This window comes from Pectobacterium sp. F1-1 (assembly GCF_025643735.1).
Lineage (GTDB): Bacteria > Pseudomonadota > Gammaproteobacteria > Enterobacterales > Enterobacteriaceae > Pectobacterium > Pectobacterium colocasium.
Map to the genome: position 1 here is coordinate 2,868,767 of NZ_CP104733.1, position 25,683 is coordinate 2,894,449.

Sequence of the window (25,683 nt, forward strand, 5' to 3'; positions counted from 1 at the left end):
GGTGAAACCCCAATCACTCTTAAGCCTTCAGGGTAATGCGTCCAATTAGTAGAACATGTGTTTTTCAATGAATGCCCCGATGACTTTTTCATGCAATTCTATCGAACGCGAGAAGCAGATTGTTTTACGGGCCAGACGTTTAATACGTGTCCTCAGTGTCAGGTTGTTACGCTCAATACGCTGAGTGAAGATTTTTCCTGTCAGATGCTTATCTTTCGGGAGTTCTCTGGCATAACTGCCCCAGCCATCGCTGGTTATCATACCGATGTTAAACGGCGTCAGCAGAGCCAGAAGTTCACGGCAGGTGTTATCCGTGCGCGGTCCAAACGTGTAAGCCAGAACGCCACCTGTTTTGGTGTTGTATGCATACCAGAGCCAATGCTGCCGGGCTTTATTGCCGACAAAGCTCCATTGCTCATCAAGCTCACAGATAAGTGCTACATCGGCATGAGCGACCGGAGAGGAAGTTATTCGCATCGGCGCGAGTTTTTTAACGTGCGAATGACGGTGTTAATACCGATTTTCAGTGTTCTGGCTGTATCACGAACGCCGGCGCCGTTGAATGCCATTTCGGTAATTTGTTCTTTGACACCGGGCTTACGCGCTTCATAGGTATAGGTGAGCAGAAACACGCGGTGACAGTCACGACAGCGAAACCGGTCACGACCTTTAGGGTTCTGTCCATGACGGTAAACCTGAACAGACTGACAGCGAGGACAATGAACATTAACGCTGGCCATGAGCAAACCTCAAAGCGGTCATTATATATCAATTCAACTAATTAGAGGCACCACCCATCGCTGAAGCTTACGTAACCCGTCACTGGCACCCATTCGTTCTTCAGACTCCGGAAGAAGCGTTCCATTGGACTATTATCCCAGCAGTTTCCACGCCGATTCATACTCTGCCTGATCCGGTATCGCCACAGTAACTGCCGGAACTGTCTGCTTACATAATGACTCCCCTGATCGCTGTGGAACAATACTTCGACGGGTTTGCCGCGCGTTTCCCACGCCATTTCCAGCGCTTTCATGGTGAGTCTGCTGTCCGGTGAGAACGACATTGCCCAGCCCACTGGTTTCCTTGCAAACAGGTCGAGAACAACGGCGAGGTACGCCCAGCGCTTACCTGTCCAGATATAGGTCACATCACCGCACCACACCTGGTTTGGTTCGGTTACGGCGAACTGTCGCTCAAGATGATTCGGGATAGCAACGTGCTCATGACCGCCACGCTTGTACCGGTGAGTCGGCTGCTGGCAACTGACCAACCCCAGCTCCTTCATGAGCCTGCCAGCGAGCCAGCGCCCCATTTTGTAGCCTCTCTGGGTTGCCATTGTGGCGATGCTTCTTGCTCCGGCCGAACCGTGGGTGATGCCATGTAGCTCAAGTACCTGACTGCGTAATACAGCCCGTCTGCCGTCTGGTTTATCAGGACGGTTTTTCCAGTATTTGTAGCTACTGCGATGAACCCCGAACACGTGGCAGAGAGTGACCACAGGATAACGCGCCCTGAGTTTCCCGATTATCGAGAACTGTTCAGAGAGTCCGACATCAAGAGCGCGGTAGCCTTTTTTAATATTTCGTTTTCCATTTCAATGCGTTGTAGCTTTTTCTTTAGCTCACGTATTTCGATTTGTTCCGGAGTTATGGGGGAGGCTTTTGGTGTTTTACCCTGGCGCTCATCACGCAGTTGTTTGACCCATTTCGTCATCGTGGAAAGACCAACATCCATAGCATTAGCAGCGTCAGAAACGGTGTAATTTTGGTCGACAACCAACTGAGCTGATTCGCGTTTGAATTCAGGACTAAAATTTCTTCTTTTCATTGATGCACCTGTGTTGTTCTGAGGTGAGCATATCACCTCTGTTCAGGTGGCCAAATTTAGTGTGCCACTACACATTTGCATCTATGGATTACTTACGGCCCGTAAACGGGCTACCAGAATATGGGATCGAGAGTTGCTCTCCCATTTTATCTTCTTCCAGTTGGTGCTTTATGTATTCTTGTATCTTGACCGTGTTTTTCCCTACCGTATCAACGTAATATCCTCGGCACCAAAACTCCCTGTTACGGTATTTGAACTTCAAATCGCCAAACTGCTCATAAAGCATCAGGCTGCTCTTTCCCTTCAGATACCCTATAAATCCCGAGACACTCATCTTCGGCGGGATTTCCAGAAGCATATGGATGTGATCCACACAGCATTCTGCTTCCAGAATATTCACGTTTTTCCATTCGCACAGCTTTCTTAAAATACTGCCAATCGCTTTGCGTTTTTCCCCGTAGAACACCTGTCTTCGGTACTTCGGCGCAAAAACTATGTGATATTTACAGTTCCATCGGGTGTGCGCTAAGCTCTTTTCGTCCCTCATTGCGACCCCCTTTTGATTTCTTGTTGAACGTTTGCAGTTGCCAGACCGCAAACTGTTTTAACAAATCAAAAGGGGTTTTTATAACTGCCCCAAAGCTGAAAGCTTTACTGAACCCCCAGCCTAGCTGGGGGTTTCTGTGCACAATAACAACAACGCGGCCCTACTGGCCGCGTGTTTCCAAATAAAGCACCGTGGCGGCGACGCGGGAGCGCACGTTGAGTTTGCGCAGCATGTTGCGGATATGCACTTTTACCGTCTCTTCTGAGATATACAGCACACTCGCGATTTGTTTGTTGGATAGCCCCGAAGCCACTTCTTGCAGTACGTCCAGTTCCCGTTCCGTCAATACGGTAAAGGGCGACGGCGTCTCCTGTATGGCGATACGGTGACGCAGCACATCACGCACCTGTTCGCTGAAGGCATCACTACTGCGAATAGCATCCAGTAAGTGTTCCGGCGCACTGTCTTTTAGCAAGTAGCCATCGGCACCCGCATCCATCAGCGCATAAATATCGCTGGGCGCATCGGAGACCGTCAGCACAATCACGCGGGCGCAGATCCCATCGCGCCGCAGCGCATGAAGCGTATCCAACCCGCTCAATCCTTTCATATTGAGATCGAGCAAGATGATATCGGGAGAATCCCGATTCGCGAGGCTCAGTGCCTCCATGCCGTTACTGGCTTCCCCTATCACGTCAAAGATGGCATCGGTTGCCAATAACTGACGGATTCCCCGACGCATAAGCGGATGATCGTCGACGATCAACACACGATAAGATGGTTTTTCTGACATGCCCAGCCCCAATGTAATATGAATTTTATTATTGTTTTATTTGTGAATTATTCTGGATAGAAATTGTTCGTGTTATCACGTACACGCGCTGCCGCCGGCGTCGAGAAACAGACGCTAACCTGCGTTCCCCCTTCAGGGTGGAGGCCGATAGATAGCGTTCCTCCCAACCGTTCGGCGCGTTCCTGCATAATATTTAAACCGTAATGCCCCGCTGGCTCCTCCTGATTGATAATACCGCAGCCGTCATCACGAATATCCACACAATGACGGCCATCAGGCTGCGTACGGCAGTTGACGGTAATCGTCGTCGCCTGCGCGTGCTTAATGGCATTCAGCACCGCCTCACGGATGATTTGCAGCAAGTGAACCTGCTGTGAAGCATCCAGCGCCTGTGTAGGGATCCGGCAGTCAATCGTGATTGTCGCCGGGGTCTGCGCGCGTAGCGGCTCAATCATTTCCTGCATCGCCGCAGGTAAATCGGCCTGTTGCAGCGTCAGTCGGAACGTGCTCAACAGTTCCCGCAGTTGGCGATAAGCATCGTTGAGCGCCTGTTCAAAATCGGTGATGATCTGCCGGGCCTGCGCATTCTCTTCCGCTACCGCGCGCTTTAACAACGTCATCTGGATATTCAGATACGAAAGCACCTGCGCCAATGAGTCATGCAGTTCATGCGCAATGGTGGCGCGTTCTTCCATCAGTAACAGCTGCTGGTAGTGCTTCTGCGCCTGATTAAAATAGAGGCCACGCCCCAACATGTTGGCGACGCTTTCCATCAGTTGCGCCGACGGCTGCTGCGTTGAGGCCTGCCAGCGCAACTGCCCAAACTCAACCTCTTGCAAACAGATGGGCAAGGTCTGCCACACAGTCTGCCCATCCGGCTGGCCTTCACATAACCGCCAGTTTTCCCCAACCCGCATTTCCAGACAGCCGACCGTTTCATAACGGCGAACAATTTGCAGAATCTGCTGAAAGCAATGCCTGTCAATTGTGCTGACGTTCATCGCCTGAGAACAGTGATACAGCACCTTCAGCATGCGATTCGCTTCCTGTAAGCGCAGCGTTTTCTGCCGCACCTTATCTTCCAGAGAACGATAAAGCTTTTGCAGTTCGTCCGTCATGCTACTGAAGGTTTGCGCCAGTAAGCCCAGTTCGTTCGGCAAATTAACGTCCAGCCGTGAATGGGTAAATCGCCCTTTCTCGATGGAGGTACAGGCCGCCATCAATTTATTCAGCGGCACGACCACCTGACGACGAATACGGCGCAGCGTAAAGAAGATCAGTATATAGATAGTGATCGAACCCATTATTGATGTCGCAACAACAATCATCATCTTGCGCTCGGAATAATGCTGCAACGCCAACACAAAGAGGTCGATCTGGGTGACATAGCGAACAATATTGTCCTGATACCAGACCCGATCGCCCGCGCTCAGCCGCTCATCCATCGTTTTCCAGCTCTGCAACAGCGCAGCATAACGTTCGCGTACATCGCGCGGCACATACCAGCGATCCAGCAGGTGAAAAACCGGAGAATCCAGCAGGTGAAAAACCGGAGAATCCAGCGTTTGCGCATAGAGACGGCGATGCGGTTCTAGTTCCGCGCGATCGCCCTGTAGATCATATCCCATACGATAGCTTTGCATACGCATGGAGCCCGCGACGTTGATCGCTTCCGCATCGCGTAAACCGCTAGCCAGCGTCAGTAGCGCAATACCCGTCGTCAGGAATGAGAGCAGCGCGATATAGAAAAACGCGCGAGCCAGACTGGTAGAAACAGGACGTTTGACCATCACAACGAATAATCCTCTTTGGCATCATACCGACTCTACTACCCTCAATAATTCGAGTTAGCCCTCTGTGCACTATCACGATCCCCACACGCTCCCGCAAGCCGATAAGGCACGAATCCCACATAAGCTTGATCCGGCACCACCATTTACCTCTAAAGGGTGATTATCGCATACAGCCTAAGGGGAATAGTGTAACCCCTACAAAAACAGCGTGTTTTTTATTGGATATTTCATTGCGTGCCAGAGCGAAAAACTGCCATGACTAACCTCTCCCGGCGTTCCCTACTGACTGGTGGCCTACAGCGGGCAGACAACGCGTTGCGTCCGCCGTGGAGCGGTGCAGAAAGCCAGTTCCTAAGCCAGTGCACGCGCTGCAACGCCTGCGTTGAGGCCTGCGGTTCAGCGATTATTCAGCGCGGTTCGGGCGGTTTTCCCACCATCGACTTTCAGCGCGGCGAATGCACGTTCTGCTACGACTGCGCGCGTGCCTGTCCGCAAGCGCTGTTCGCGGAGAGCCACACGACGCCGTGGGAATACCACCTGACGATTCAGGACACCTGCTTAGCGCTACATCAGGTGGAATGCCGAAGCTGTCAGGATGCGTGTGAAACCGGGGCAATACGGTTTCGTCCCGCCCTCGGACGCGTTGCGGCTCCGGCAATCGACAACGACGCCTGTACCACCTGTGGCGCCTGCATTTCCGGGTGTCCTGTCGGCGCCCTATCGATGAAAAAAATCACCGCGGGATATCACACCGCGCCAACGCGTCTCCCGACGCAACAGGAAAACCGATGAGCACAGTCTGGCATGTTTGCAGTGTAGTGGTTCACGTCAATACGGCGCAGATGGCGGCCGTCAGCGAGACGTTAGCGACGCAACCCAATCTGGAAGTGGGTGCCAGCGATAGCGGTACCGGAAAAATGGTCGTGGTACTGGAGTCAGATTCAGAAGACACGCTGTTAAAGCAAATAGCGTCAATACGCGAGCTTACAGGCGTACTGGCGGTTTCGCTGGTTTATCACCAGCTTGATGAACAGCCTTTTGATGAACAATCTTTTGCTTTCGATGAACAACCTCTTGATCAACAAGCTCAGGGTGAGGAAATACTATGAAACTCAGTCGACGACACTTTATGAAGGCGAACGCTGTCGCAGCGGCAGCCGCGGTCGCAGGCATCACCATACCCACCGCGGTTCGTGCCGTGACCGAACAGTCGGATGCTATCCACTGGGATAAAGCCCCTTGCCGCTTCTGTGGCGTAGGGTGTGGTGTGTTGGTAGGGACGCAAAATGGCCGCATCGTCGCCAGTCAGGGCGATCCCGAAGCACCGGTTAACCGCGGGTTAAACTGTATCAAGGGCTATTTCCTGCCAAAAATCATGTACGGACAGGATCGCCTGACCCAACCGTTGCTGCGTATGCGTGACGGCAAATTCGATAAAGAAGGCGAATTTACTCCGATCTCATGGGATCAGGCATTTGACATCATGGCGGAGAAATTCAAAACCGCACTGAAGGAAAAAGGCCCGAATGCGATAGGCATGTTTGGCTCTGGGCAATCAACCATTTGGGAAGGCTATGCGGCCGCCAAACTGTTCAAAGCGGGTTTCCGCTCCAACAATATTGACCCCAACGCGCGCCACTGTATGGCATCGGCGGTCGTCGGCTTTATGCGTACCTTCGGTATGGATGAACCGATGGGTTGCTACGACGATATCGAGCAGACCGATGCGTTTGTCCTGTGGGGTTCTAACATGGCGGAGATGCACCCGATTCTCTGGTCGCGTATTACTGACCGCCGTCTGTCGAACAGCAATGTCACGGTCGCCGTGCTGTCCACTTACCAGCACCGCAGTTTTGAACTGGCGGATAACGGCATGGTGTTTACACCGCAAACCGATCTGGCCATTCTCAACTACATCGCCAACTACATTATCCAAAACAATGCGGTGAATGAGGCTTTCTTTACCCGCCACGTGAACCTGCGCCGAGGCGTGACCGATATCGGTTATGGCCTGCGTCCGACACATCCGTTGGAAAAAGCGGCAAAAAATCCGGGTTCCGATGCGTCTGAACCGATGAGTTTTGAAGAATACAAAGCCTTTGTCGCCGACTACACGCTGGAAAAAACGGTCGCGCTCAGCGGCGTTCCCGCCGATCAGTTGGAAGCGCTGGCAAAACTCTATGCCGATCCGAAGAAAAAAGTAATCTCCTACTGGACGATGGGCTTTAACCAGCATACACGCGGCGTCTGGGCGAACAATCTGGTTTATAACATCCACCTGCTGACGGGCAAGATCTCTCAGCCGGGCTGCGGGCCATTTTCGTTAACCGGGCAACCTTCTGCCTGCGGCACCGCGCGTGAAGTCGGCACCTTCGCCCACCGCCTGCCAACAGACATGGTGGTGACCAACGAGAAACACCGCGCGATGGCGGAAAAGCTGTGGCAATTACCGACAGGCACAATTCCTGAAAAGATCGGTCTGCACGCCGTCGCACAGGATCGGGCGCTGAAGGACGGCACGCTGAATGCCTATTGGGTGATGTGCAACAACAACATGCAAGCCGGCCCGAACATCAATCAGGAGCGTATGCCGGGCTGGCGCGATCCGCGTAACTTCATCGTCGTTTCCGACCCCTACCCAACGATCAGCGCCTTGTCCGCTGACCTGATTTTGCCTACCGCAATGTGGGTGGAAAAAGAAGGTGCCTACGGCAATGCCGAGCGCCGGACGCAGTTCTGGCGTCAACAGGTTAAAGCACCGGGCGAATCAAAATCGGATCTGTGGCAGGTCGTCAGCTTTGCCAAACGCTTCGCCATCGAGGAAGTGTGGCCGGAAGAACTTCTGGCGCAGAAACCAGCCTACCGCGGCAAGACACTCTACGACGTGCTGTTTGCGAACGATGTCACCACGCGCTTCCCGCTCAGCGAATTAGCGGAAAACCAGTTGAACGATGAATCTCGCGACTTCGGTTTTTACCTGCAAAAAGGCCTGTTTGAAGAATACGCCGCGTTTGGCCGCGGGCACGGTCACGACCTGGCGCCGTTCGATACCTACCACAAGGTTCGCGGACTGCGCTGGCCGGTCGTTGACGGCAAGGAAACACAGTGGCGTTACAGCGAAGGGCACGATCCTTACGTCAAAGCGGGAGAAGCCTACCGTTTCTACGGCAAACCGGATGGCAAGGCGGTTATTTTTGCGCTGCCGTACGAGCCTGCCGCAGAAGCGCCGGACGACGAATACGATCTCTGGCTCTCCACCGGCCGCGTGCTGGAACACTGGCACACCGGCAGCATGACGCGTCGCGTACCCGAATTGCACCGCGCCTTCCCCGAGGCCGTGCTGTTTATGCACCCGCAGGATGCCAAAGCGCGCGATCTACGTCGCGGCGAGAAAGTCCGTATTATCTCGCGCCGTGGTGAAGTCGTCTCGATTGTTGAGACACGCGGCCGTAATAAGCCACCACGTGGGCTGGTCTATATGCCGTTCTTCGATGCCGCACAGATGACCAACGTCCTGACGCTGGATGCGACCGATCCGCTGTCGAAAGAAACGGACTTTAAGAAATGCGCCGTCAAGCTGGCTAAGGTATAGCGCACATGGCACGCCCGGAGAATTCATCACCCGCTCGCCGTCGCTTTCTGCGTGACGCCGTCCGCGCCGTTGCTGGCTTATCAGCAGCGGTGACGGTTCTCGGCATTCAGCAGCGACGCGCTCAGGCAGACGTACTCCGGCTGCGGCCGCCGGGTGCACTGTCTGAGGCGGCGTTTTCCGGTGCCTGCATACGCTGTGGCCAATGTGTTCAGGCCTGTCCGTACGACACGCTGAAGCTGGCGACGCTGGCCTCCGGTCCCGCTGCTGGTAGCCCTTACTTTGTCGCACGCGATATTCCGTGTGAGATGTGTGAGGACATTCCCTGCGTGGTCGCCTGCCCCAGCGGTGCCTTACAGCCGCTGGACGCTATCGATGATGCCCGCATGGGATTAGCGGTACTGCTCGATCAGGAGAACTGCCTGAACTATCAGGGGTTACGCTGCGATGTGTGCTATCGCGTCTGTCCTCTCATCGATAGCGCCATCACTCTGGAGCCAGAGCGCAATGCCCGAACCGGAAAACACGCCCGTTTTCTGCCTACGGTGCATAGCGATGTCTGTACTGGCTGCGGCAAATGTGAAAAAGCCTGCGTGCTGGAACAGCCTGCGATCAAGGTGTTGCCGCGCGCGCTGGCAAAAGGCGAACTCGGACACCACTACCGTTTCAGTTGGCTGGAGGCACGCGATGGCAAATCGTAAGCAAGACGCCGGACGAGAAGCCCTGGCGAAAAAAGGCTGGTGGCGCAGCCACCGCTGGCTGGCATTGCGTCGTCTGACGCAGTCTCTGGTGCTGATCATGTTCCTCAGCGGTCCGCTGTTAGGGTTCTGGATCCTGCACGGTAACTACAGCGCCAGCCGCTTGTTCGACACCGTGCCACTTAGCGATCCGCTGATGGTGCTGCAAAGTCTGGCTAGCGGTCATCTGCCCGCCACGCTCGCGCTGGTCGGTGCGCTGATTATTGCGCTGAGCTATGCGCTGGTAGGCAAGCGCCTGTTCTGTAGCTGGGTCTGCCCTGTTAATCCGCTCACCGATTTCGCCGCCTGGCTACGTCGTCGCTTTGGCATCACCGCCTCGGCGACGCTCCCCCGTAATCTGCGCTACCTGCTGCTGGTGCTTATTCTGGCAGGAAGTGCGTTGACGGGCGGGCTGCTGTGGGAATGGGTCAACCCGGTCTCATTGGTGGGACGCGGGCTGATTTTCGGCTTTGGCGCAGGTATTTGGTTGCTGCTGGCGCTGTTTCTGTTTGATTTGCTGGTCGTGGAACACGGCTGGTGCGGACACCTGTGCCCGACTGGCGCGCTGTACGGTGTGCTCGGCGGTAAAGGCGCGCTGGCGGTGGAAGCCACCGAGCGTGAACGCTGTACGCGCTGTATGGACTGCTTCCATGTCTGTCCAGAACCACAGGTGCTGCGCGCGCCCTTGCTCGATAAACACAGTCCGGTACAGGTCACTGACCGAGACTGCATAACATGCGGACGCTGTATTGATGTCTGCGCTGAAGACGTTTTTAAAATAACCCTTAGATGGAAACCGGGAGCAAAGTCATGAAAAGCCTGAGAATGGGATGGTTTCGCTGGATCACCGCCCTGGCGATAATGGGCATTACAATAATAGGTAGTGCGATAGCGACTGCACAGGTTGATTTAAGCCAATCGCCGGAAGTTGCCGCAACGCAGCCGGGCAATAGCCGGATGCCAAAGCAGCAGGAACGTATGGCGCTCAACTATGTCAACCAGCCACCGATGATCCCGCATAGCGTGGATGGCTATCAGGTCACCCCGACCTTTAACCGCTGCCTACAGTGTCACGGCGTGGAGAATTATCGTTCCACCAGCGCCCCTCGCGTCAGCCCAACCCATTTTGTCGACAGAGACGGCAAAGTGCTGAGCAATGTCGCCCCTGCACGCCATTTCTGTCTGCAATGCCACGTGCCGCAAGCGGACAGTGCGCCAATTACCGGCAACACCTTTGCACCTTCTAAAGGCTTTGGACAGTGAGGTTTTCTATGAAACAACCAGGAAAAGTAGGACGGTTGTTGCGCCAGCTGTGGCAATGGTGGCGCCGCCCGAGCCGGCTGGCGCTGGGCACGTTGCTCATTATCGGCTTCGCGGGCGGTATTTTCTTTCTGGCAACGTCCCAGAAAGGCATGGAGATGAGTAACAGCGAGGCGTTCTGCATCAGCTGTCATGAAATGCGCAATACCGTCTATCAGGAATATATGGAAACCGCGCACTACAGCAACCGCAGCGGCGTGCGTGCCACCTGCCCAGACTGCCACGTTCCGCATGAGTTTGTGCCCAAAATGGTACGTAAAATTCAGGCCAGTAAAGAGCTGTACGGTAAAATAATGGGCACCATCGATACGCCACAAAAATTTGAAGCACATCGGCTGACGATGGCGCAAAACGAATGGCGGCGCATGAAAAATAACAATTCTCAGGAATGCCGCAACTGCCACAACGTTGACTATATGGACTTTTCAGGGCAAAAAACGGTCGCAGCGGAAAAACACAGCGAAGCGATAAAACTCGGTCAAACCTGTATCGACTGCCACAAAGGCATCGCGCATAAACTGCCGGACATGCACGGCGTCAAAAGCGGGTTATAACCCCCCCCCCTTCGTCACACTCGGGACGGCGTATGCCGTCCTATCGTTTCTGACAAAGGCCGTCGAGCGGGAGTAACGGATAGATCGTAAAGACGCTGTGAATACATCCATGTACGCTCGGCTTGCGCCATCCCTGGCGCAAACGCTTTACTCTTCTATTCCGTTACTCCCGTTTTCATTCTGCAAATAGAACGGTATAAGGACGGCCCCCCCTTCAACATGAAGGCCGTCCACAGCAATCCTCCGTGCAGGCGGAGTAATCCCTTCACAAATAAAGATGTGCTACGTTCAGTCTTTTGATTTTATGGGGTTGGCTCGCGTAAAAAAATCGCGCAGAGGTGTACATGACCGCCGGATGAGCGGCATGGACGCCGCGAAAGCCTGCGCCGCGTCGGGAGCGCGTCGCAGGCGGTCCGAACAGTGGGCATGAACACCGAAGGCACCGCGAAGCGGCGCGATTTACCGCGAAAAGCCAGGGGTCACGGGGCGACGGCAACTGAGCCGCCCCGTGTCGGGCGCGTGCAACGCGAGTTGCAGAGAATGCCCCTTCTTAATGCGCACGAAACCTTCGTCGTAACAATAGAAACAGCAAGCACTGTAACAACAGAAACAACAAAAGGGCGATAGATATCGCCCTTTTACTATTTAGATGAAGATAACTTACTTGCCGGTGGTCGCCTGCACCGACATTGACGCTTTCGCCTGTGCCACGCTGCGCTCAATGACTGCTCGGCGCGTGTCGTTTTGCGGTAATAGCTTCAACATCGCTTCCCAGGCGTTAATCGCATCCTGATAGCGCTGGGCTTCATAAGCATTGAAAGCCAACAGGCTCAGCACGCGGACATTGGTCGAACCGGAATTCATCAACTCACGCAACATGTCACCACCGCGCTGGCTATCACGCGGGTCGGTGGAGCGCGACAGCAGATCGGCATAATCCAGCGCCAGATCCGTGTTTTTCGGATCGAGCTGGAACGCCCTGGCAAACGCCTGCACGGACATGTCGTAGTTGTTCAGTAATCCCGCAATGCGCCCCAACATCCACCAGTCTTGTGGATTGTCTGGCTGGGCTTCCAGTTGACTACGCAGCCCCAAACCGAGACGTGCGACCTCTTCAAGAGTCAGCGGTTCCGCGTCAGGATCTAATGCTCGCGTCATGAGTTCAGGCGTTAGCGCAACAACCTGCTGCAATTCCTGCACCCGCTTAACCGCAGACGTCTTCCAAAATACGCCGAGGCTGACCATCACCAGCAACAGCATGCCCGGCAGCAAAATCCTGCGGTTTAGCGGACGCTGCTGTGCCTTCGCGCCGTCGGGAATATCCTGCAATAGCGTATGCTGGAGTTCTTCAACCAGTTGAGCGCGCTCCTGCTCATTGGCCACATCCGCAGTCAGCTCACGCAGATGGTCGCGATACAGCGCCTGATTGATCGCATCGCGATCGTATTCGCCCCGTGACGACCACGGTGCAAGCAGTAGCGCAGAAAGCGCCATCAGCGAGAGCACAATGGTTGCAGTCAGTAGCATCATTCCGATTTCTCCTCACGTCCCAACAGCGTCTGCAAACGCTTTTTATCCTGTTCGCTCATGGGTTCTTTGGCGCTTCGGATGCGGTGTGCACGCCGAATAATCATCCACGCCCCCGCAGCCAGAAACAGCGCAGGCAGCAGCCATAGCAGGATAGTGAAAGGCGTGATCGGCGGTTCATACGTCACAAAGTAACCGTAGCGATCCACCATATAATCGACAACCTGCTCTTTCGTTTGCCCCTGTTGCATCAGCTCATACACTTTCTGCCGCATATCCGAGGCAATCATCGAATTGGAATCGGCAATGCTGTTGTTTTGGCATTTCGGGCAGCGCAGTTGCATGGTTAATTCACGAAACTGTTGCTCCTGCGTGTCGTTGTCAAAACGCAGTACCTCGGAGGACGCCAGTACGCTGAACGACAGCAGCAATGCACCAAGGAAACTCAGCACTTTCATGCGCCCCCCTCCTTGCTGTATTTCTCCCACAGCGGTTGCAGCGTTTCTTGCCACACCTGCATGTTGAGATCGCCTGCGTGGCGATAGCGAATGATGCCTTTCCTGTCGATCAGGAAGGTTTCCGGTGCGCCGTACACGCCCAAATCCAGCCCCAGCATGCCATCACCATCAAACAGGCTCATTGCATAGGGGTTGCCTAGCGTCTTCAACCACTCCACCGCTTTGGGCGTTCATCTTTATAATTCATGCCTACGACGCGAATCCCCTGCGCCGCCAGCGTGTTGAGAAATTGATGCTCGGCACGGCACGTCGGGCACCAGGTCGCCCAGACGTTCAGCAGCAGCGGTTTGCCATCGCTCAGTTCAGATTGGTTATAGACCTTTCCCGGTTGATCCAGCGATTCAAGACGAAATGCGGGAATCGGTTTACCAATCAGAGCCGACTCCAGCCTCATCGGATCGTCACCGTCGCTGTTGCGCACCAGTTGCCACAGCAAGGCCACCGCCAGCAGTAAAAACAGGACGAGCGGGATTAACAAGATTTTGCGGCTCATGATGATGCCTCCCGAACAGCGCGGCGCAGGCGATAGCGCGGATCGAACATGCACAGGATGCCGCCTAACGCCATCAGCCCGCCGCCGTACCAAATCCAGCGGACAAAGGGTTTGTAATACAGCCGTATCGCCCAGCTCCCGTCATCCAGCTTTTCACTCAAGGCGGCGTAAAGATCGCGCGTCACACCCGCATCAATGGCGGCTTCCGTCATGATCGCGCCGCTGGTGTTGTAAAAGCGTTTTTCCGCCTTCAGTGTCGCTTCCGATTTGCCGTTGTGCGTCACCTCAATCGTTCCTTTAGCGCTTTGCCAGTTCGGCCCCACGACATCACGCACGCCTTGAAACGTAAAACGGTAATCGTGGATCTGAATACTGTCGCCCACCCGCATCCGCACATCCCGCTCAACGCTATAATTCTGGCTAAAGGCGATCCCGACGACCGTCACCGCCAGCCCAATATGACCACACACCATGCCCCACTGGCTCAGTGAGAGCGTGGTCAAACCGCGCAGCAGACCATGACGACGGGTGGAACTGGTATGCAGCTCGAACACCGTTAAAAAGAACACCCACAGCGCCATCGACAGACCAACCACCGTCATGGCAACAAGGGAATCCTGTAACAGCCACGGCAGCAGCAGCGACAGCGCGGCGGTCACGGCCAGTGCAATCAGCAGCAGCTTACGCAGCTTCTGCGGCTCATCGCGCCGCCAACGAACCAGCGGCCCTACGCCCAGCAGTAAGGCAAACGGTGCCATTAACAGGGTAAACATGGTGTTGAAGAACGGTGCACCAATCGAGATGCTGCCTAAACCCAACTGCTTATGCACCAGCGGCAGCAGCGTTCCCAGCAGTACCACAAGCGTGGCCGCTATCAGGATCAGGTTATTGACGAGCAGGAAAGTCTCACGCGACCAGAGCGAGTTCGTTACCCGCGCCCGTACCCGGTTGCCTTTGATGGCAAACAGCAGCAAAGAACCGCCGATGACAATGACCAGAAACGCGAGAATAAACATGCCGCGCGCCGGATCGGAGGCAAACGCGTGCACCGATACCAATACGCCGGAACGTACCAGAAACGTCCCCAGCAGGCAGAGCGAGAACGCGCCGATAGCCAGCAGTACCGTCCAGGCCTTGAAGCTGCCGCGCTTTTCGGTGACTGACAGCGAGTGCAACAGCGCTGTGCCCACCAGCCACGGCATCAATGACGCATTCTCTACCGGATCCCAGAACCACCAGCCGCCCCAGCCGAGCTCGTAATAGGCCCAGCCCGAACCGAGTACGATACCCAACGTCAGGAACGACCAGGCGGCCTGTGTCCACGGTCGCGACCAGCGTGCCCATGCGCTGTCCAGTCGCTCAGCCAGCAGCGAAGCGACGGCAAACGCAAACGCCACGGAAAACCCGACATAGCCCATGTAGAGCAAGGGAGGGTGGAAGATTAACCCGACATCCTGCAACAGCGGGTTGAGATCGCGCCCGTCAATCGGGTAGTCCGGCAGCGTACGCGTAAAGGGATTCGACGTCAGTATGATGAACAGCAAGAAGCCGACATTTATCATTCCCATGACAGCCAGCACGCGCGCGACCGCATCCAACGACATTCCCCGGCTGAATACCGCCACGGCGAAGGTCCAGCCGCTCATCAGCAGCACCCAGAGCAGCAGCGACCCTTCATGTGCGCCCCACGCTGCCGCCACGCGATACCATACCGGTAACGCGCGGTTCGAGTTGTTAGCCACGTAAAGGACGGTGAAATCATTAATCACCAGCGCATGCACCAACACGAGGAAAGACGCCAAAATGCAGGCAAACAGCGCCCAGGCAAGCGGACGCGCCAAGGCCATCAGGCGGGTATCCTGACGCGATGCGCCCCACAGCGGATACACGCTAAGCAACAGCGCGACACCCAGCGCCAGACAGAGCAGATAATTGCCCACTTCAGGCATCATAACCGTTTACCCTCAGTGGTCGCCGCCGGCGCATGACCGTGCTGTCCTTCCATCGCCGCTTTAATTTCCGGTGGCGTGTAGTTTTCATCATGTCGGGCCAGCACTTCTTTCGCCATAATATGATCGTCGGTGTCCAGAATGCCCTGCGCCACCACCCCTTGCCCCTCGCGGAACAAATCTGGCAGCATCCCGTTATAAGTCACATCCACTGAACCCTGAGCATCATAAACGGTGAAGCGGACTTCCAGACTTTGGCTGTCGCGGTGCACACTGCCTGGCATCACCATGCCGCCGACACGCAAGCGCTGCCCGATCGCCGGTTTTTCCTGCGTTTCGTTCTTGCCGTAAAGAATTTCGCTGGGCGTATAAAAGAGGTCAATATTTGAACTCAGCGCATAGAGCGTCAACGCAATCGTCAACACCGCGCCACAAATGACGGCCAAAATTGCATAGAGGCGGGTTTTACGCGGGGCACTCATTGCACCACCTCCATCGTTTCCGACTGACGGGCCGTACTCTTGCGCTGCTCGCGCGCCTGCTGGCGGCGTATATCATTCAGCAATGTGCGGCGATGCCAGAGGGTATGCCCGATCAATGCACTCAGCGGTAACAGCGTTAGTACCACGGCCAGCCAGACGTAAAAGGCATAGCCACCCATCGCAAAGAAATCCTGCCAGCTTGTGAACGCGATGTTCATCGTGCGACTCCTCCTTTATTGACCAACGCCGCAACCCAGGGCGCGCGGCGCTGCTGCTCCAGTATCAGGTTACGCAAACGCATGAGTGACAACGTCACGAAAAGGCTCATGAATCCTAACATCATGATTCGCAGTGGAAGACGCATGGCGGGATCGATCGTTTTCTGCATTTTTGTCGATCCCTGATGCAGGGTATTCCACCACTCGACCGAGAAATGGATGATGGGTAAGTTCACCACGCCAACCAGCACCAGAATCGCCGCCGCACGACCGGCAAGACGGCGATCGTCAAACGCGTTGTAGAGCGCAATGATGCCCACGTACAGAAACAGCAGAACGAGTTCCGACGTCAGGCGTGCATCCCAGACCCACCAGGTTCCCCACATCGGTTTGCCCCAGGTAGACCCCGTGGTCAGCGCAATAAAGGTAAATATCGCGCCGACCGGTGCCATCGCCGCCACGGCAAGCTCTGCTGTTTTGGACTGCCGAACCATCCCGACAAGCGCAAACATCGCCATCACGGCATAGACGCCCATCGACCACACGGCTGCTGGCACGTGCAGGTACATGATGCGATACCCTTGCCCTTGCTGATAATCCGCCGGCGCAAACCCAAATCCTAGCAGACAACCGCCGATCAGCAGCGCGGCGCTAAGCAGGGCAAACCAAGGGATAAGCCTGCCGCACAGGCCATAAAGGCGATCCGGCTGCGTAAGCTGATAGTGCTTTTTCAACATAACGTGTGCTCACTCTGCTAAAACTCATCCCAACGGGACGATGAATGCGATCCTGAGATCGGAAAATTATTGTATGCTCACCCGCAATGCCGCCGCCGTGGCAAACGGACTCAGGGTGGCGCTGCCTGCCAGAAAGGCACCAAGGATCGCCAGATACCCACCGACCGGCAGTTGCATCATCGCGGCCTCGACCGCCGCCGTCGCAAAAATCAACAGCGGTATGGTGAGCGGCAAGACCAGCAGGCTTAACAACACGCCGCTGCGGCGCAGCCCGACCGTTAATCCCGCGCCAATAGCACCCAGAAAACTGAGCGTGGGCGTGCAGAGCAACAGCGTTAACGCCATCACCCACCAGCCGTGGCTGTCCAGCCCAAACAACAGCGCCGCCAGCGGAGAAAGCAGTAACAGCGGCAGCCCGCTGACCATCCAGTGCACCACCACTTTCGCCAGCACCACTAACGGCAGCGGCAACGGCAACAGCGTCAGCTGTTCCAGCGAGCCATCCTGATAGTCATCGCGGAAAAGGCGATCCATCCCCAGCAGCGAAGCGAGCAGCGCCGCGACCCACACCACGCCCGGCGCGACACGCATTAAGAGCTGCGGCTCCGGCCCGATGGCCAGAGGGAACAAAATGATGACGATCAGGAAGAACCACAGCGGATTGAGGATTTCCGCGTTATTGCGCAACGCGACGCGCAGCTCTCGGGCAATCAGACGCCGCATGATGGTGCTCCCTCACTCGGCGTAAGCGGGATACAGCGAATAGCCTGAGCGAACGGACGCAGCGGCTGGTGGGTGGTTAAAATGATGATGCCACCGCGCGCAATATGGTGTTCCATACGTTGTGTCAGCATGTCGACGCCCGCCACATCAAGCGCGGTAAGCGGTTCATCCAGAATCCACAGCGGGACGTCGGTAAGCCACAAGCGCGCCAGCGCGACGCGCCGCTGTTGCCCTGCCGAAAGACGCGCCACGGGCACGTCTTCATACCCTGCCAGCCCGACAGCAGCCAGCGCCTGCCAATGTGCATCCTGATGGTGTTGCGGATAGAAAAAGCGCAGGTTTTCTTCAGCGGTCAGGACGCTCTTGATACCCGGCTGATGGCCTAACCACAGAAGCTGCTGGTTAAACTGCTCGCGCATACGATTAATGCGTTGCCCCCGCCAGCAGATTTCCCCCGATTCTGGCGTCGCCAGGCCGCTTAAAATACGCAACAGCGACGTTTTACCCACGCCGTTAGCGCCGGCAATCTGCACCATTTCTCCGGGGCTTGCCGTAAACGACAACGCGCTGAACAGCACATGCTCATCGCGTATGCAAACCACGTCGCGCGCTTCTAACATCGGGGTATACTCCTACTTTCTCAGTGGCTATAGAATAACATGGTGCCCTTACTCCCCCTCTTGGGGGCCGTAACCCTAAAGAGTTAATCTCTTTTATTGAGATCAATAAAATCGGTGATTCCGGTTAGCTTCGTCACTATGACGGCGTCAAAAGTCGTGCAGGCACCGCTGAACAGAGGGGGAATCACCCACTATTTCTGGCTATGCTTCAGCAGCGTTGCCGTGTTGATCGCCTCGATCAACTGAGCACGATTGAGCCGCGGGCTGTAGGTATCCAGCAGGCGCTGCCAAAGCGTAATCGCGCGCGCATAGTCCGCTTTCAGGAACGCATCAGACGCCAGCAGCATCAGCGCCGTCACTTCATTGGCATCCAGCGCCAGCGCTTTATCGACCATTTCCTGCATCGATGGCGTGACGCTCTGACCCGCCTGGTAATACAGCACTGTCGCCAGTGCTGAATACAGCTCCGCGCTATCGTCCCTCAGCGCAATCGCCTGCCGATAGGCGCGCAGCGCGTTGTCATACGCGTTGCGGTAAAGATAATATTCACCCAGTTCAGCCCAGAGGACGCTGTCGCCCGGCGTTTTACGAATGTTGCCCTGCAAGGCAGCAAGCTGCTTTTCCTGCTGCTGCGCGGCACTAAAATCGTGTAGCGGATCGGCCAGCCGCTGGCGTTCCGCCTGAACAAGCGCCCCGCGCTGGCTCAACGCGTAAAGGGCTCCACTGCTCACTAAAATAGCGACGATCGCGACGACAACAGCGAGGATGGGCATCGGACGCGGCACGGCGGGCGGAGATGGCGCTAACGGCAAGTCATGAATCAGCTCACGACTCAACCGCTTTGCCTCATGTTCGGAGAGGTGGTTCCCTGCCTGCTCGCTCTGAAACTGCCAGAGGCGCTCGGCTACACACGATAGCTTGTCTTCCCCCTCCGGTTTACGCTGGGGCAACAGCGGCCACAATAGCCCAGCAACCAGCGCGACACTCGCGGTAACGATGAACACGATAGTTAACAGGTTTAGATTTAACAGGCTCATTGGCGTCCTCCCCGATTCTGTTGTCGAATCACTCGCCACGCGATAACGGCAATCGCTAACAGCAACAGCAGCGGCGTGAGCCAGAGGATGCTGGTTTGCATTTTCATCGGAGGGTTGTACTGAACAAAATCGCCATAGCGTTGATTCATAAAGGCGATAATGTCTGACTTGTCCTTGCCCTGCGCCACCATGGAAAAGACCTCATGGCGCATGCTGACCGCGACGGGCGAATTCGATTCCAACAGGCTCTGGTTCTGACATTGCGGACAGCGCAATTCGCCAGCAATCGCCATCGCGTCCTGACGCTGTGCCTGACTGGCAAACACCCAGGTATCCACCACCTGAGCCTGCACAGAAAACGCCAGCAGCATAAGAAGAAACACAATGTGTTTAGTCATACGCTCTTCGCCCTCTGAACCACCCCAGCAGTGCGCCCGCCACCATCAACAGGCCGCCGCCCCACACCCAGCGGACGCCAGTTTGCACATAGAAACGCATCGCATAGCGGTTTTCGCCGGTTTTCTCTCCCATCACGGCATACCATTCCCTGATCGGCCCCCAGGCAATGCCCGGTTCAATCATCTGCTGTTTGCGTGCGTTGTAATAACGGCGCTCCGGCATAACGCTGGCGATTGGCGAGTTGCCACGATAAATCGCAATCACGGCCTGCTCTGCGGTGTAATTCTGCGCGGCCACTAAATCCAGCTGTAAAAAGCGAAATTGGTAGTCGCCCAGCGTGACCTGTTCTCCCTGCCCCACGTTGACGCTGATTTCCTGCTTGCTGCCCGCAGAAAATGTAATCCCCAGAGCAAACAGCGCCACGCCCGTATGCGCCAACAATGCAGGAAGCTGCTGACGTATCGCCGACAGCGGCTGCAACCACTGCGCGGCCATGACCCAGCCGATCAAACCCGCAGCCAGTGCGACGGCATACCCATACGGCCATAAGACCAGCATGGTGACGACGCCGACCGCCAGCGTCATGAATAAGCGCCGGACAGGCCACCGTGCGCTACGTTTCCAATAGCCACCTACCGCTATCCCAATGAGCAACAGCATCACCCCGCCGAAGGGCAAGAGCACACGGTTAAAATAGGGCGCGCCCACGGAGATTTTCCCCCACCCCATCAGCCCGTAGATCATCGGGTAAAGCGTGCCAAGCAACACGACCAGCGCGACGGCGCTGAATAACAGCAGCACCAGCAGTATCGCGATTTCCCGCGACCAGCCGGAGAAACGGGCAGCAGAGCGGACAAGCTGGGCACTCCAGCCATAAACCGCCAGCGCCGCCATACTCAAGCAGGCAAACAGGATAAATAGTGGCACCGCACGGTCATGTTCGAGAGCAAAGGCATGAACGGAAACCAGTATCCCCGAGCGCACAATCAGCGTGCCCAGCAGGCATAAAATGAACGTCAGCAGCGCCAATATCAGCGACCAATGGCGGAAGATACCGCGCATGCGGGTGACAGACAGACTGTGCAGTAATGCGCTGGCCGTTAGCCACGGGAGTAGCGAGGCGTTTTCGACCGGATCCCAGAACCACCATCCTCCCCAGCCCAGTTCGTTATAGGCCCACCACGATCCCAGGATGATGCCCAGTGTGAGCAGGCTCCATGCAGGCAGCGTCCAGCGCCAGCAGATCCAGGCGACTGGCGCCGTAAACGCACCGTGAATCAGGGCCGCTAACGCCAGTGCCGCACTCACGGTTAACCCGCCATAACCCAGATAGAGCAACGGTGGATGGAGGATGAGGCCAATGTGTTGCAGCATGGGGTTGAGATCCCTCCCCGCTACCGCAGGCGGGAAGAGACGCACAAAGGGATCGGAGAAAAAGACGATGAACACCAGCAGCGCGGTCGCTATTACGGCCAGCACCGCCAGCGTCAGCGGGAAGAGATCGCTCGTCGCCTTACGATAGCGGCAGGCGAACGCGGCGCTCCAACCAGTTAAACATAACAACCACAGCAGCAGCGATCCTTCATGCCCGCCCCAGACCGCCGCCATTTTTAGCCCCAGCGGTAAATCACGATGGCTATGCTGGGCGACGTAGTTAACGGAGAAATCATCCTGCACCACGCTCAGCGTCAGCGCGACAAACGCGAACAGCACCAGACCAAACAGCACCAGCGTCCAGCATCGCGCCAGTCGGTAAGTGCCCGACCAGCGCAGGGAGTAGCCTGAAAATGTCAGCAACACCAGCGCCACACCGACGCACACCGCCAGCAACAGCGCCACATACCCACATTCTGGCAATAACAACATCAACAGGCCTCTTGCTGGGAACTAGACAACGGTTAACTGCCCCGCATAGAGGATAAAGAAGCGCAGGAGCAGGACGCCCACCAGACTCATGCCACAGACCGCCAACACGCCATACGGTGAATGCAGTCGGTTAGCCCATGACTTGAGCAGCAAGGGAATGACTAACCCAATCCCGACAACGCCCAGCCAGAACCACGCGGCCCAGAATCCCCCGGCCAACGCGGCCACCAGCGCCCGTTGCTTCCCATCGTCCCCTAAGGCGAGGCCGATAAAGAACGCGAACAGTAAGAAGATCTCTAACCACACGACTGGCGTTTCAACGCGGTGTACAAAATGCGCTTCTTCGCTATGCGGATTGCTGCGATAGCGGCAGGCCATGGCGATCAACGCCACCGCAGCACCGGAGGACACCCCTGAGAACAGGAACAGCGCGGGTAAGATCGGATTATTCAGCAGCGGATAGGTCTTCAGCGCGGAAAGTAAAAACCCGGTGTAAGCCCCTAACATCACCGCCAGTAGCAGCATCACAATATCCAGCGATTTCTGCATCGGTGCCAGCCAGCCGAGCACTCTGGGAACGAGAGTCAGCTTCGGTAGCCAGCGCTGTTGCAGCACGATAACCTGCTCGCTGAAAATGTTGGCTAGCCACACTGCCAGCGCCGCCATGTAGACCTGAAACAGCATGACCCCAACCGACATCACCGAGGTAAAGCTGTAATGGAACATGAGCTTCCAGAACGTCCAGGGCCGTGTCAGGTGGAAGATGAGAATCAGCAAGCCAAAAATGATGGTGCACGGCGCGAGAATCAGCGTGGTGCGCATCAGCGTACTGTCTGCGGTTGCCTGTTCGGGGTGGTAACGCCGCAGCAAAGCCGAGAGCGTCACCAGCCCCGCAGAAATACCCACCAAAAACAGGTAAATCGCAATCGGCCAGTCCCAGACTAACGAAGCAAAATGGAATGCACTTGAAGACACGGGCGTCATTGATGAACCTCCCCGTATTTAAACGGTACGCGATAAACCTTAGGGCGAGTGCCGAGCGCGATTTTGTAGCGATACGTCGGCTGTTGACGCAGCAGGCGGGAAATCTCGCTGTCAGGATCGTCAAGGTTGCCGAACGTCAGCGCGTTAGTCGGACAAGACAGCACGCAGGCGGGCAGTTTTCCGGCTTTCAGGTTGGTCTTGCGGCAAAAATCGCACTTATCCGCCGTTTTCGTCTGCGGATGAATAAAGCGCACCTGATAAGGGCAAGCAGCAATACAGTATTGGCACCCGACGCACAGATCGGGATTCACATCCACAATGCCGTTTGCCGCATCGCGATACGACGCCCCGGTAGGGCACACGTCAACACAGGGTGCATGATCGCAGTGCTGACAGGAGTGACGGAAAAAACGGTATTTCACGTCTGGGAAAGTCCCGAGCGGTTCGCTGCGAACGATCGTCAGGCGTGATACCCCTTCCGGCACCTGATTGACCTCCCGACAGGCATCCATACACGCCGTACAGCCGATACAGAGCGATTCATCGTGGATCATGCCGTAGCGGATACCGTTGATATTCAGCGTCTGCGCGACGACCTGCCCCGCCGTACTGGTGAGGGCAATTAGCCCCCCCATACGGGCAATAAATTGACGACGAGAGCAACTCATGGCTGCCTCTTATTACCCAGATGCACTGAGGCTGGGTTGAAATCGGGGTTATTGCGCTGCTCGCTATGACAGTCCACGCACAGTTTGATGCGACTCTTGTCGTTCAGCGTTTGCATACTATCCTGCGTAGGGTGCAACTGGTGGCAGCTGGCACACGCCACTTTTGTTACGTGCACATCGTGCGGCCAAAACGATTTTTGCAACTGTTCCGGCGTATGACATGACATACAAACGCTGTTTTGCTCTTCCACCTTGTACATTGGGACGTTAAAGCGCATGACATCTTTAACGCCTTCGCGGTGCAGCAGCGACGGTTTGCCGTGGCAGTTAGTACAGGTCAACTGCTGTTGATTATGCGGATTGATGGCGGTGGCATGTTTACCCTTCATGCCATCCTCTTCCGGTTTATGGCACTGTAGACAAGCCTCATCGGGATTACGCTGGGGCATAACCTCCCACCGCTCTCCTTTTTCCGCCTGAGGTGCGGGCTGCGTCAGCCCTGGCAATGCCCAAAGCATGCCTGATACCAGCACCCCGGCAGTCAATAACGAACGTAATACGCTCATATCCACTCCACTCTATGTTCGCCCGCGTCCACGGGCGATGGGGTTATTGGCTCAGTCGTCCAGCTTTACGCGCTTGCTCGTCCCACTGCGGCACTACCGTATTCAGGAAATCCTGTTTTTCGGCGTTGATTTGCTGCATGTTGAGCCCAATCGCCTGCTGTGCTTTTTCTTTCGTCGAGATATCCGGCAGTTTGACTTCCCCAGTCACACCTTTTTGTGCCAACAGCCGCACCAGCTTGGTTCTCGCCTCGGCGGATTTACTTAGCGAGGTGCCAAGCATCCGTAAGCCTTCATCCGGCGCGTGCATGTGAATACCGTGAGAGGCAACCGCCAGATCCCAGCGCCATTGCGCATGGCGGATATCCATCAGAATCGGCTGCATTTCGGCTTCGGTTGCCCCGGCATCCCAGGCCGCTTTGGCCTCAAAGTGCGCGTGAACCAATTGCTCTTCTGCTTTCAGTTTTAAGTCCTGAATGGCCGTTTTACGTTCAGCAACCACCTTCTGCATCGCCGCTTTGTCCTGCGTGTGGCAATTGGTGCAGGTTTCGCCGTAATTATCGAAAGGGTTACCTATCTTGTGATCGGTATACCGCTTGCCGTCCGCGTTTTTCACTTTCGGCATATGGCAGTCGATACAGGTCACATTGTTCTTACCGTGAATACCAATGCTCCAGGTTTCATATTCTGGATGTTGGGCTTTCAGCATCGGTGCGCGAGAAAGGGTATTGGTCCAGTCGGAGAAGGAAATAGCGTCATAGTATTTTTCCATATCTTCGACTTTCGTGCCGTTATCCCAGGGAAATTTCACCGCTTTGTCTTTACCGGAAAAATAGTACTCAACGTGGCACTGTCCACAGACCATAGACTGCTGCCCGAATCGACTGGCTTGATCAAACGGTTTGCCAATGGCTTCCATTGCGCGCTCAGCGTAAGGGCGGGACAGCGTCAGCGCCGGTTTGCCCTGAGCAAAATCCGGGGATGCGGTATCATGGCAGTCCGCACAGCCGAGATCGTTAGTCATCTCCGGCCCGCCTCGCGCCCACTTGCCTTTGAAGTAACCGTCCTCACCTTCTTGTTGAATCAAGCGGGCGACATCCGGGCTTTTACAACTCCAGCACGCCATCGGCAGAGGGCCATCTTCCGCCGTCTTTGGTGCGCCGGTACGTAGCGTTTCACGTACGTCCGTGATGGCATAGGCATGGCCGCGTGGCTTGTTATAGTCTCTGGAGAAAGGATATCCCGCCCAGAGGATCACCATCATAGGGTCTTCTGCCAGCGCATCGTGGCGTTCTGACTGCTCGCGGGTTGCCTTCCACGAGTTGAATTGGTCGGGGTGTTGCGCGGTGAAGACGGAATTTCTTGCTTCTATTGGAGCAGGAGGGGGTGACGCCGGAGCATCAGCGGAATAGGCGGGCATCATAAGAAAAAGACTGGCTACCATGCTCCACAGATAGGAGATTGACGTGCTTATCCTGACCATGCGTTTGTGTCCAATTTAAGCCGCCTGCTGGCGGTCATTTTAGTTATCTATTTGACAGAAACCACAACAACTGTCGTGACATTACTCGCCCTATGAATAACAAAAAGATGCATTCAAAATATTGTTTTTGATCAAAGGTAAAGAAAAGTAATGAATCGTATCGAAAGTTATATGAGGATTGTCTCAGTCACGGCAGGATGGCGCACACGGTGAAACACGAACAGAGGTCGCCACGGGTGCTTCCAGACTCCTTTCT

At 55.6% G+C, this 25,683-nt stretch carries 26 protein-coding genes and 2 pseudogenes; 7 read left to right on the forward strand and 21 right to left on the reverse strand.

Features of this window, described 5'->3' with window-relative positions; genetic code table 11:
• Window positions 1-45: 45 nt before the first annotated feature.
• The 5 genes and pseudogenes from NAL19_RS12620 to narQ all read right to left on the reverse strand — a co-directional run bounded on the left by NAL19_RS12620 (window position 46) and on the right by narQ (window position 4,957).
• Window positions 46-740, reverse strand: a protein-coding gene (locus NAL19_RS12620) for an IS1 family transposase (RefSeq protein ID WP_263057541.1) whose coding sequence is annotated in 2 segments (ribosomal slippage) — window positions 46-494 and window positions 494-740 — 696 coding nt in all. Because the reading frame shifts where the segments join, the coding sequence is not laid out codon by codon here.
• 56 nt (window positions 741-796) lie between these two features.
• A pseudogene (locus NAL19_RS12625) lies at window positions 797-1,827 on the reverse strand (IS3 family transposase); the annotation flags it as partial.
• Between the two features lie 88 nt (window positions 1,828-1,915).
• Window positions 1,916-2,374 carry an IS200/IS605 family transposase gene (gene tnpA / locus NAL19_RS12630; RefSeq protein WP_263057542.1) on the reverse strand — a complete coding sequence of 153 codons (459 nt, stop codon included), beginning with the start codon at window positions 2,372-2,374 and terminating at the stop codon, window positions 1,916-1,918.
• A 160-nt stretch (window positions 2,375-2,534) separates the two neighbouring features.
• Window positions 2,535-3,167 (reverse strand): nitrate/nitrite response regulator protein NarP, encoded by a 633-nt coding sequence (narP, locus tag NAL19_RS12635; RefSeq protein ID WP_225084935.1) that lies wholly within the window; start codon window positions 3,165-3,167, stop codon window positions 2,535-2,537.
• A 47-nt stretch (window positions 3,168-3,214) separates the two neighbouring features.
• On the reverse strand, window positions 3,215-4,957 hold the full coding sequence (narQ, locus tag NAL19_RS12640; protein ID WP_263059711.1) for a nitrate/nitrite two-component system sensor histidine kinase NarQ: 1,743 nt from the start codon (window positions 4,955-4,957) through the stop codon (window positions 3,215-3,217).
• 258 nt (window positions 4,958-5,215) lie between these two features.
• On the opposite strand from narQ, the gene napF reads away from it, so the two are divergent.
• From napF to napC, 7 genes are read left to right on the forward strand one after another with little or no spacing between them, the layout of a single operon-like run.
• The gene (gene napF / locus NAL19_RS12645; protein ID WP_225084936.1) at window positions 5,216-5,752 is read left to right on the forward strand and encodes a ferredoxin-type protein NapF; all 537 of its coding nucleotides are present in this window, start codon (window positions 5,216-5,218) and stop codon (window positions 5,750-5,752) included.
• Window positions 5,749-6,069 carry a chaperone NapD gene (napD, locus tag NAL19_RS12650; protein ID WP_263057543.1) on the forward strand — a complete coding sequence of 107 codons (321 nt, stop codon included), beginning with the start codon at window positions 5,749-5,751 and terminating at the stop codon, window positions 6,067-6,069. The genes napF and napD overlap by 4 nt, the downstream gene beginning before the upstream one ends.
• On the forward strand, window positions 6,066-8,552 hold the full coding sequence (gene napA, locus NAL19_RS12655) for a nitrate reductase catalytic subunit NapA (protein WP_263057544.1): 2,487 nt from the start codon (window positions 6,066-6,068) through the stop codon (window positions 8,550-8,552). Before napD ends, napA begins: the two co-directional genes overlap by 4 nt.
• Window positions 8,553-8,557: 5 nt before the next feature.
• The gene (gene napG, locus NAL19_RS12660; RefSeq protein ID WP_411561397.1) at window positions 8,558-9,250 is read left to right on the forward strand and encodes a ferredoxin-type protein NapG; all 693 of its coding nucleotides are present in this window, start codon (window positions 8,558-8,560) and stop codon (window positions 9,248-9,250) included.
• Window positions 9,237-10,100: a quinol dehydrogenase ferredoxin subunit NapH gene (napH, locus tag NAL19_RS12665; protein ID WP_263057545.1), complete on the forward strand. Its 864-nt coding sequence runs from the start codon at window positions 9,237-9,239 to the stop codon at window positions 10,098-10,100. Before napG ends, napH begins: the two co-directional genes overlap by 14 nt.
• Before the next feature lie 47 nt (window positions 10,101-10,147).
• A complete protein-coding gene (gene napB, locus NAL19_RS12670; RefSeq protein WP_411561433.1) occupies window positions 10,148-10,549 on the forward strand; it encodes a nitrate reductase cytochrome c-type subunit in 402 nt (133 codons plus the stop codon).
• A gap of 8 nt (window positions 10,550-10,557) precedes the next feature.
• Complete coding sequence (gene napC, locus NAL19_RS12675) at window positions 10,558-11,160, forward strand: cytochrome c-type protein NapC (protein WP_129706122.1); 603 nt, start codon at window positions 10,558-10,560, stop codon at window positions 11,158-11,160.
• Between the two features lie 660 nt (window positions 11,161-11,820).
• Here the strand turns inward: napC and ccmI are convergent.
• The 16 genes and pseudogenes from ccmI to nrfA all read right to left on the reverse strand — a co-directional run bounded on the left by ccmI (window position 11,821) and on the right by nrfA (window position 25,427).
• The gene (gene ccmI, locus NAL19_RS12680; RefSeq protein WP_263057547.1) at window positions 11,821-12,690 is read right to left on the reverse strand and encodes a c-type cytochrome biogenesis protein CcmI; all 870 of its coding nucleotides are present in this window, start codon (window positions 12,688-12,690) and stop codon (window positions 11,821-11,823) included.
• Entirely contained in the window at window positions 12,687-13,145 is a 459-nt protein-coding gene (locus NAL19_RS12685; protein ID WP_225084944.1) for a cytochrome c-type biogenesis protein CcmH, read from the reverse strand. The genes ccmI and NAL19_RS12685 overlap by 4 nt, the downstream gene beginning before the upstream one ends.
• Window positions 13,142-13,698 (reverse strand): annotated as a pseudogene (locus NAL19_RS12690) (DsbE family thiol:disulfide interchange protein). The gene NAL19_RS12685 and the pseudogene NAL19_RS12690 overlap by 4 nt, the downstream one beginning before the upstream one ends.
• Complete coding sequence (locus NAL19_RS12695) at window positions 13,695-15,650, reverse strand: heme lyase CcmF/NrfE family subunit (protein WP_263057548.1); 1,956 nt, start codon at window positions 15,648-15,650, stop codon at window positions 13,695-13,697. The pseudogene NAL19_RS12690 and the gene NAL19_RS12695 overlap by 4 nt, the downstream one beginning before the upstream one ends.
• Entirely contained in the window at window positions 15,647-16,129 is a 483-nt protein-coding gene (gene ccmE / locus NAL19_RS12700) for a cytochrome c maturation protein CcmE (RefSeq protein WP_225084946.1), read from the reverse strand. Before ccmE ends, NAL19_RS12695 begins: the two co-directional genes overlap by 4 nt.
• Window positions 16,126-16,347, reverse strand: coding sequence for a heme exporter protein CcmD (gene ccmD, locus NAL19_RS12705; RefSeq protein ID WP_225084947.1), 222 nt, complete (start codon window positions 16,345-16,347; stop codon window positions 16,126-16,128). The genes ccmE and ccmD overlap by 4 nt, the downstream gene beginning before the upstream one ends.
• A complete protein-coding gene (locus tag NAL19_RS12710) occupies window positions 16,344-17,084 on the reverse strand; it encodes a heme ABC transporter permease (protein ID WP_225084948.1) in 741 nt (246 codons plus the stop codon). The genes ccmD and NAL19_RS12710 overlap by 4 nt, the downstream gene beginning before the upstream one ends.
• Window positions 17,085-17,150: 66 nt before the next feature.
• Window positions 17,151-17,807, reverse strand: a complete 657-nt coding sequence (gene ccmB, locus NAL19_RS12715) for a heme exporter protein CcmB (RefSeq protein WP_010305762.1) — start codon at window positions 17,805-17,807, stop codon at window positions 17,151-17,153.
• Window positions 17,795-18,427 (reverse strand): cytochrome c biogenesis heme-transporting ATPase CcmA, encoded by a 633-nt coding sequence (ccmA, locus tag NAL19_RS12720; protein ID WP_263057549.1) that lies wholly within the window; start codon window positions 18,425-18,427, stop codon window positions 17,795-17,797. The genes ccmB and ccmA overlap by 13 nt, the downstream gene beginning before the upstream one ends.
• 191 nt (window positions 18,428-18,618) lie before the next feature.
• Complete coding sequence (nrfG, locus tag NAL19_RS12725) at window positions 18,619-19,464, reverse strand: heme lyase NrfEFG subunit NrfG (RefSeq protein ID WP_263057550.1); 846 nt, start codon at window positions 19,462-19,464, stop codon at window positions 18,619-18,621.
• On the reverse strand, window positions 19,461-19,862 hold the full coding sequence (gene nrfF / locus NAL19_RS12730; protein ID WP_225084951.1) for a heme lyase NrfEFG subunit NrfF: 402 nt from the start codon (window positions 19,860-19,862) through the stop codon (window positions 19,461-19,463). The genes nrfG and nrfF overlap by 4 nt, the downstream gene beginning before the upstream one ends.
• Window positions 19,855-21,729 (reverse strand): heme lyase CcmF/NrfE family subunit, encoded by a 1,875-nt coding sequence (locus NAL19_RS12735; protein ID WP_263057551.1) that lies wholly within the window; start codon window positions 21,727-21,729, stop codon window positions 19,855-19,857. Before NAL19_RS12735 ends, nrfF begins: the two co-directional genes overlap by 8 nt.
• Window positions 21,730-21,750: 21 nt before the next feature.
• Complete coding sequence (gene nrfD / locus NAL19_RS12740) at window positions 21,751-22,713, reverse strand: cytochrome c nitrite reductase subunit NrfD (RefSeq protein ID WP_263057552.1); 963 nt, start codon at window positions 22,711-22,713, stop codon at window positions 21,751-21,753.
• Window positions 22,710-23,381 (reverse strand): cytochrome c nitrite reductase Fe-S protein, encoded by a 672-nt coding sequence (nrfC, locus tag NAL19_RS12745; RefSeq protein ID WP_263057553.1) that lies wholly within the window; start codon window positions 23,379-23,381, stop codon window positions 22,710-22,712. Before nrfC ends, nrfD begins: the two co-directional genes overlap by 4 nt.
• Window positions 23,378-23,947: a cytochrome c nitrite reductase pentaheme subunit gene (gene nrfB / locus NAL19_RS12750; RefSeq protein ID WP_225084955.1), complete on the reverse strand. Its 570-nt coding sequence runs from the start codon at window positions 23,945-23,947 to the stop codon at window positions 23,378-23,380. Before nrfB ends, nrfC begins: the two co-directional genes overlap by 4 nt.
• A gap of 43 nt (window positions 23,948-23,990) precedes the next feature.
• On the reverse strand, window positions 23,991-25,427 hold the full coding sequence (gene nrfA / locus NAL19_RS12755) for an ammonia-forming nitrite reductase cytochrome c552 subunit (RefSeq protein WP_263057554.1): 1,437 nt from the start codon (window positions 25,425-25,427) through the stop codon (window positions 23,991-23,993).
• Between the last annotated feature and the right edge of the window lie 256 nt (window positions 25,428-25,683).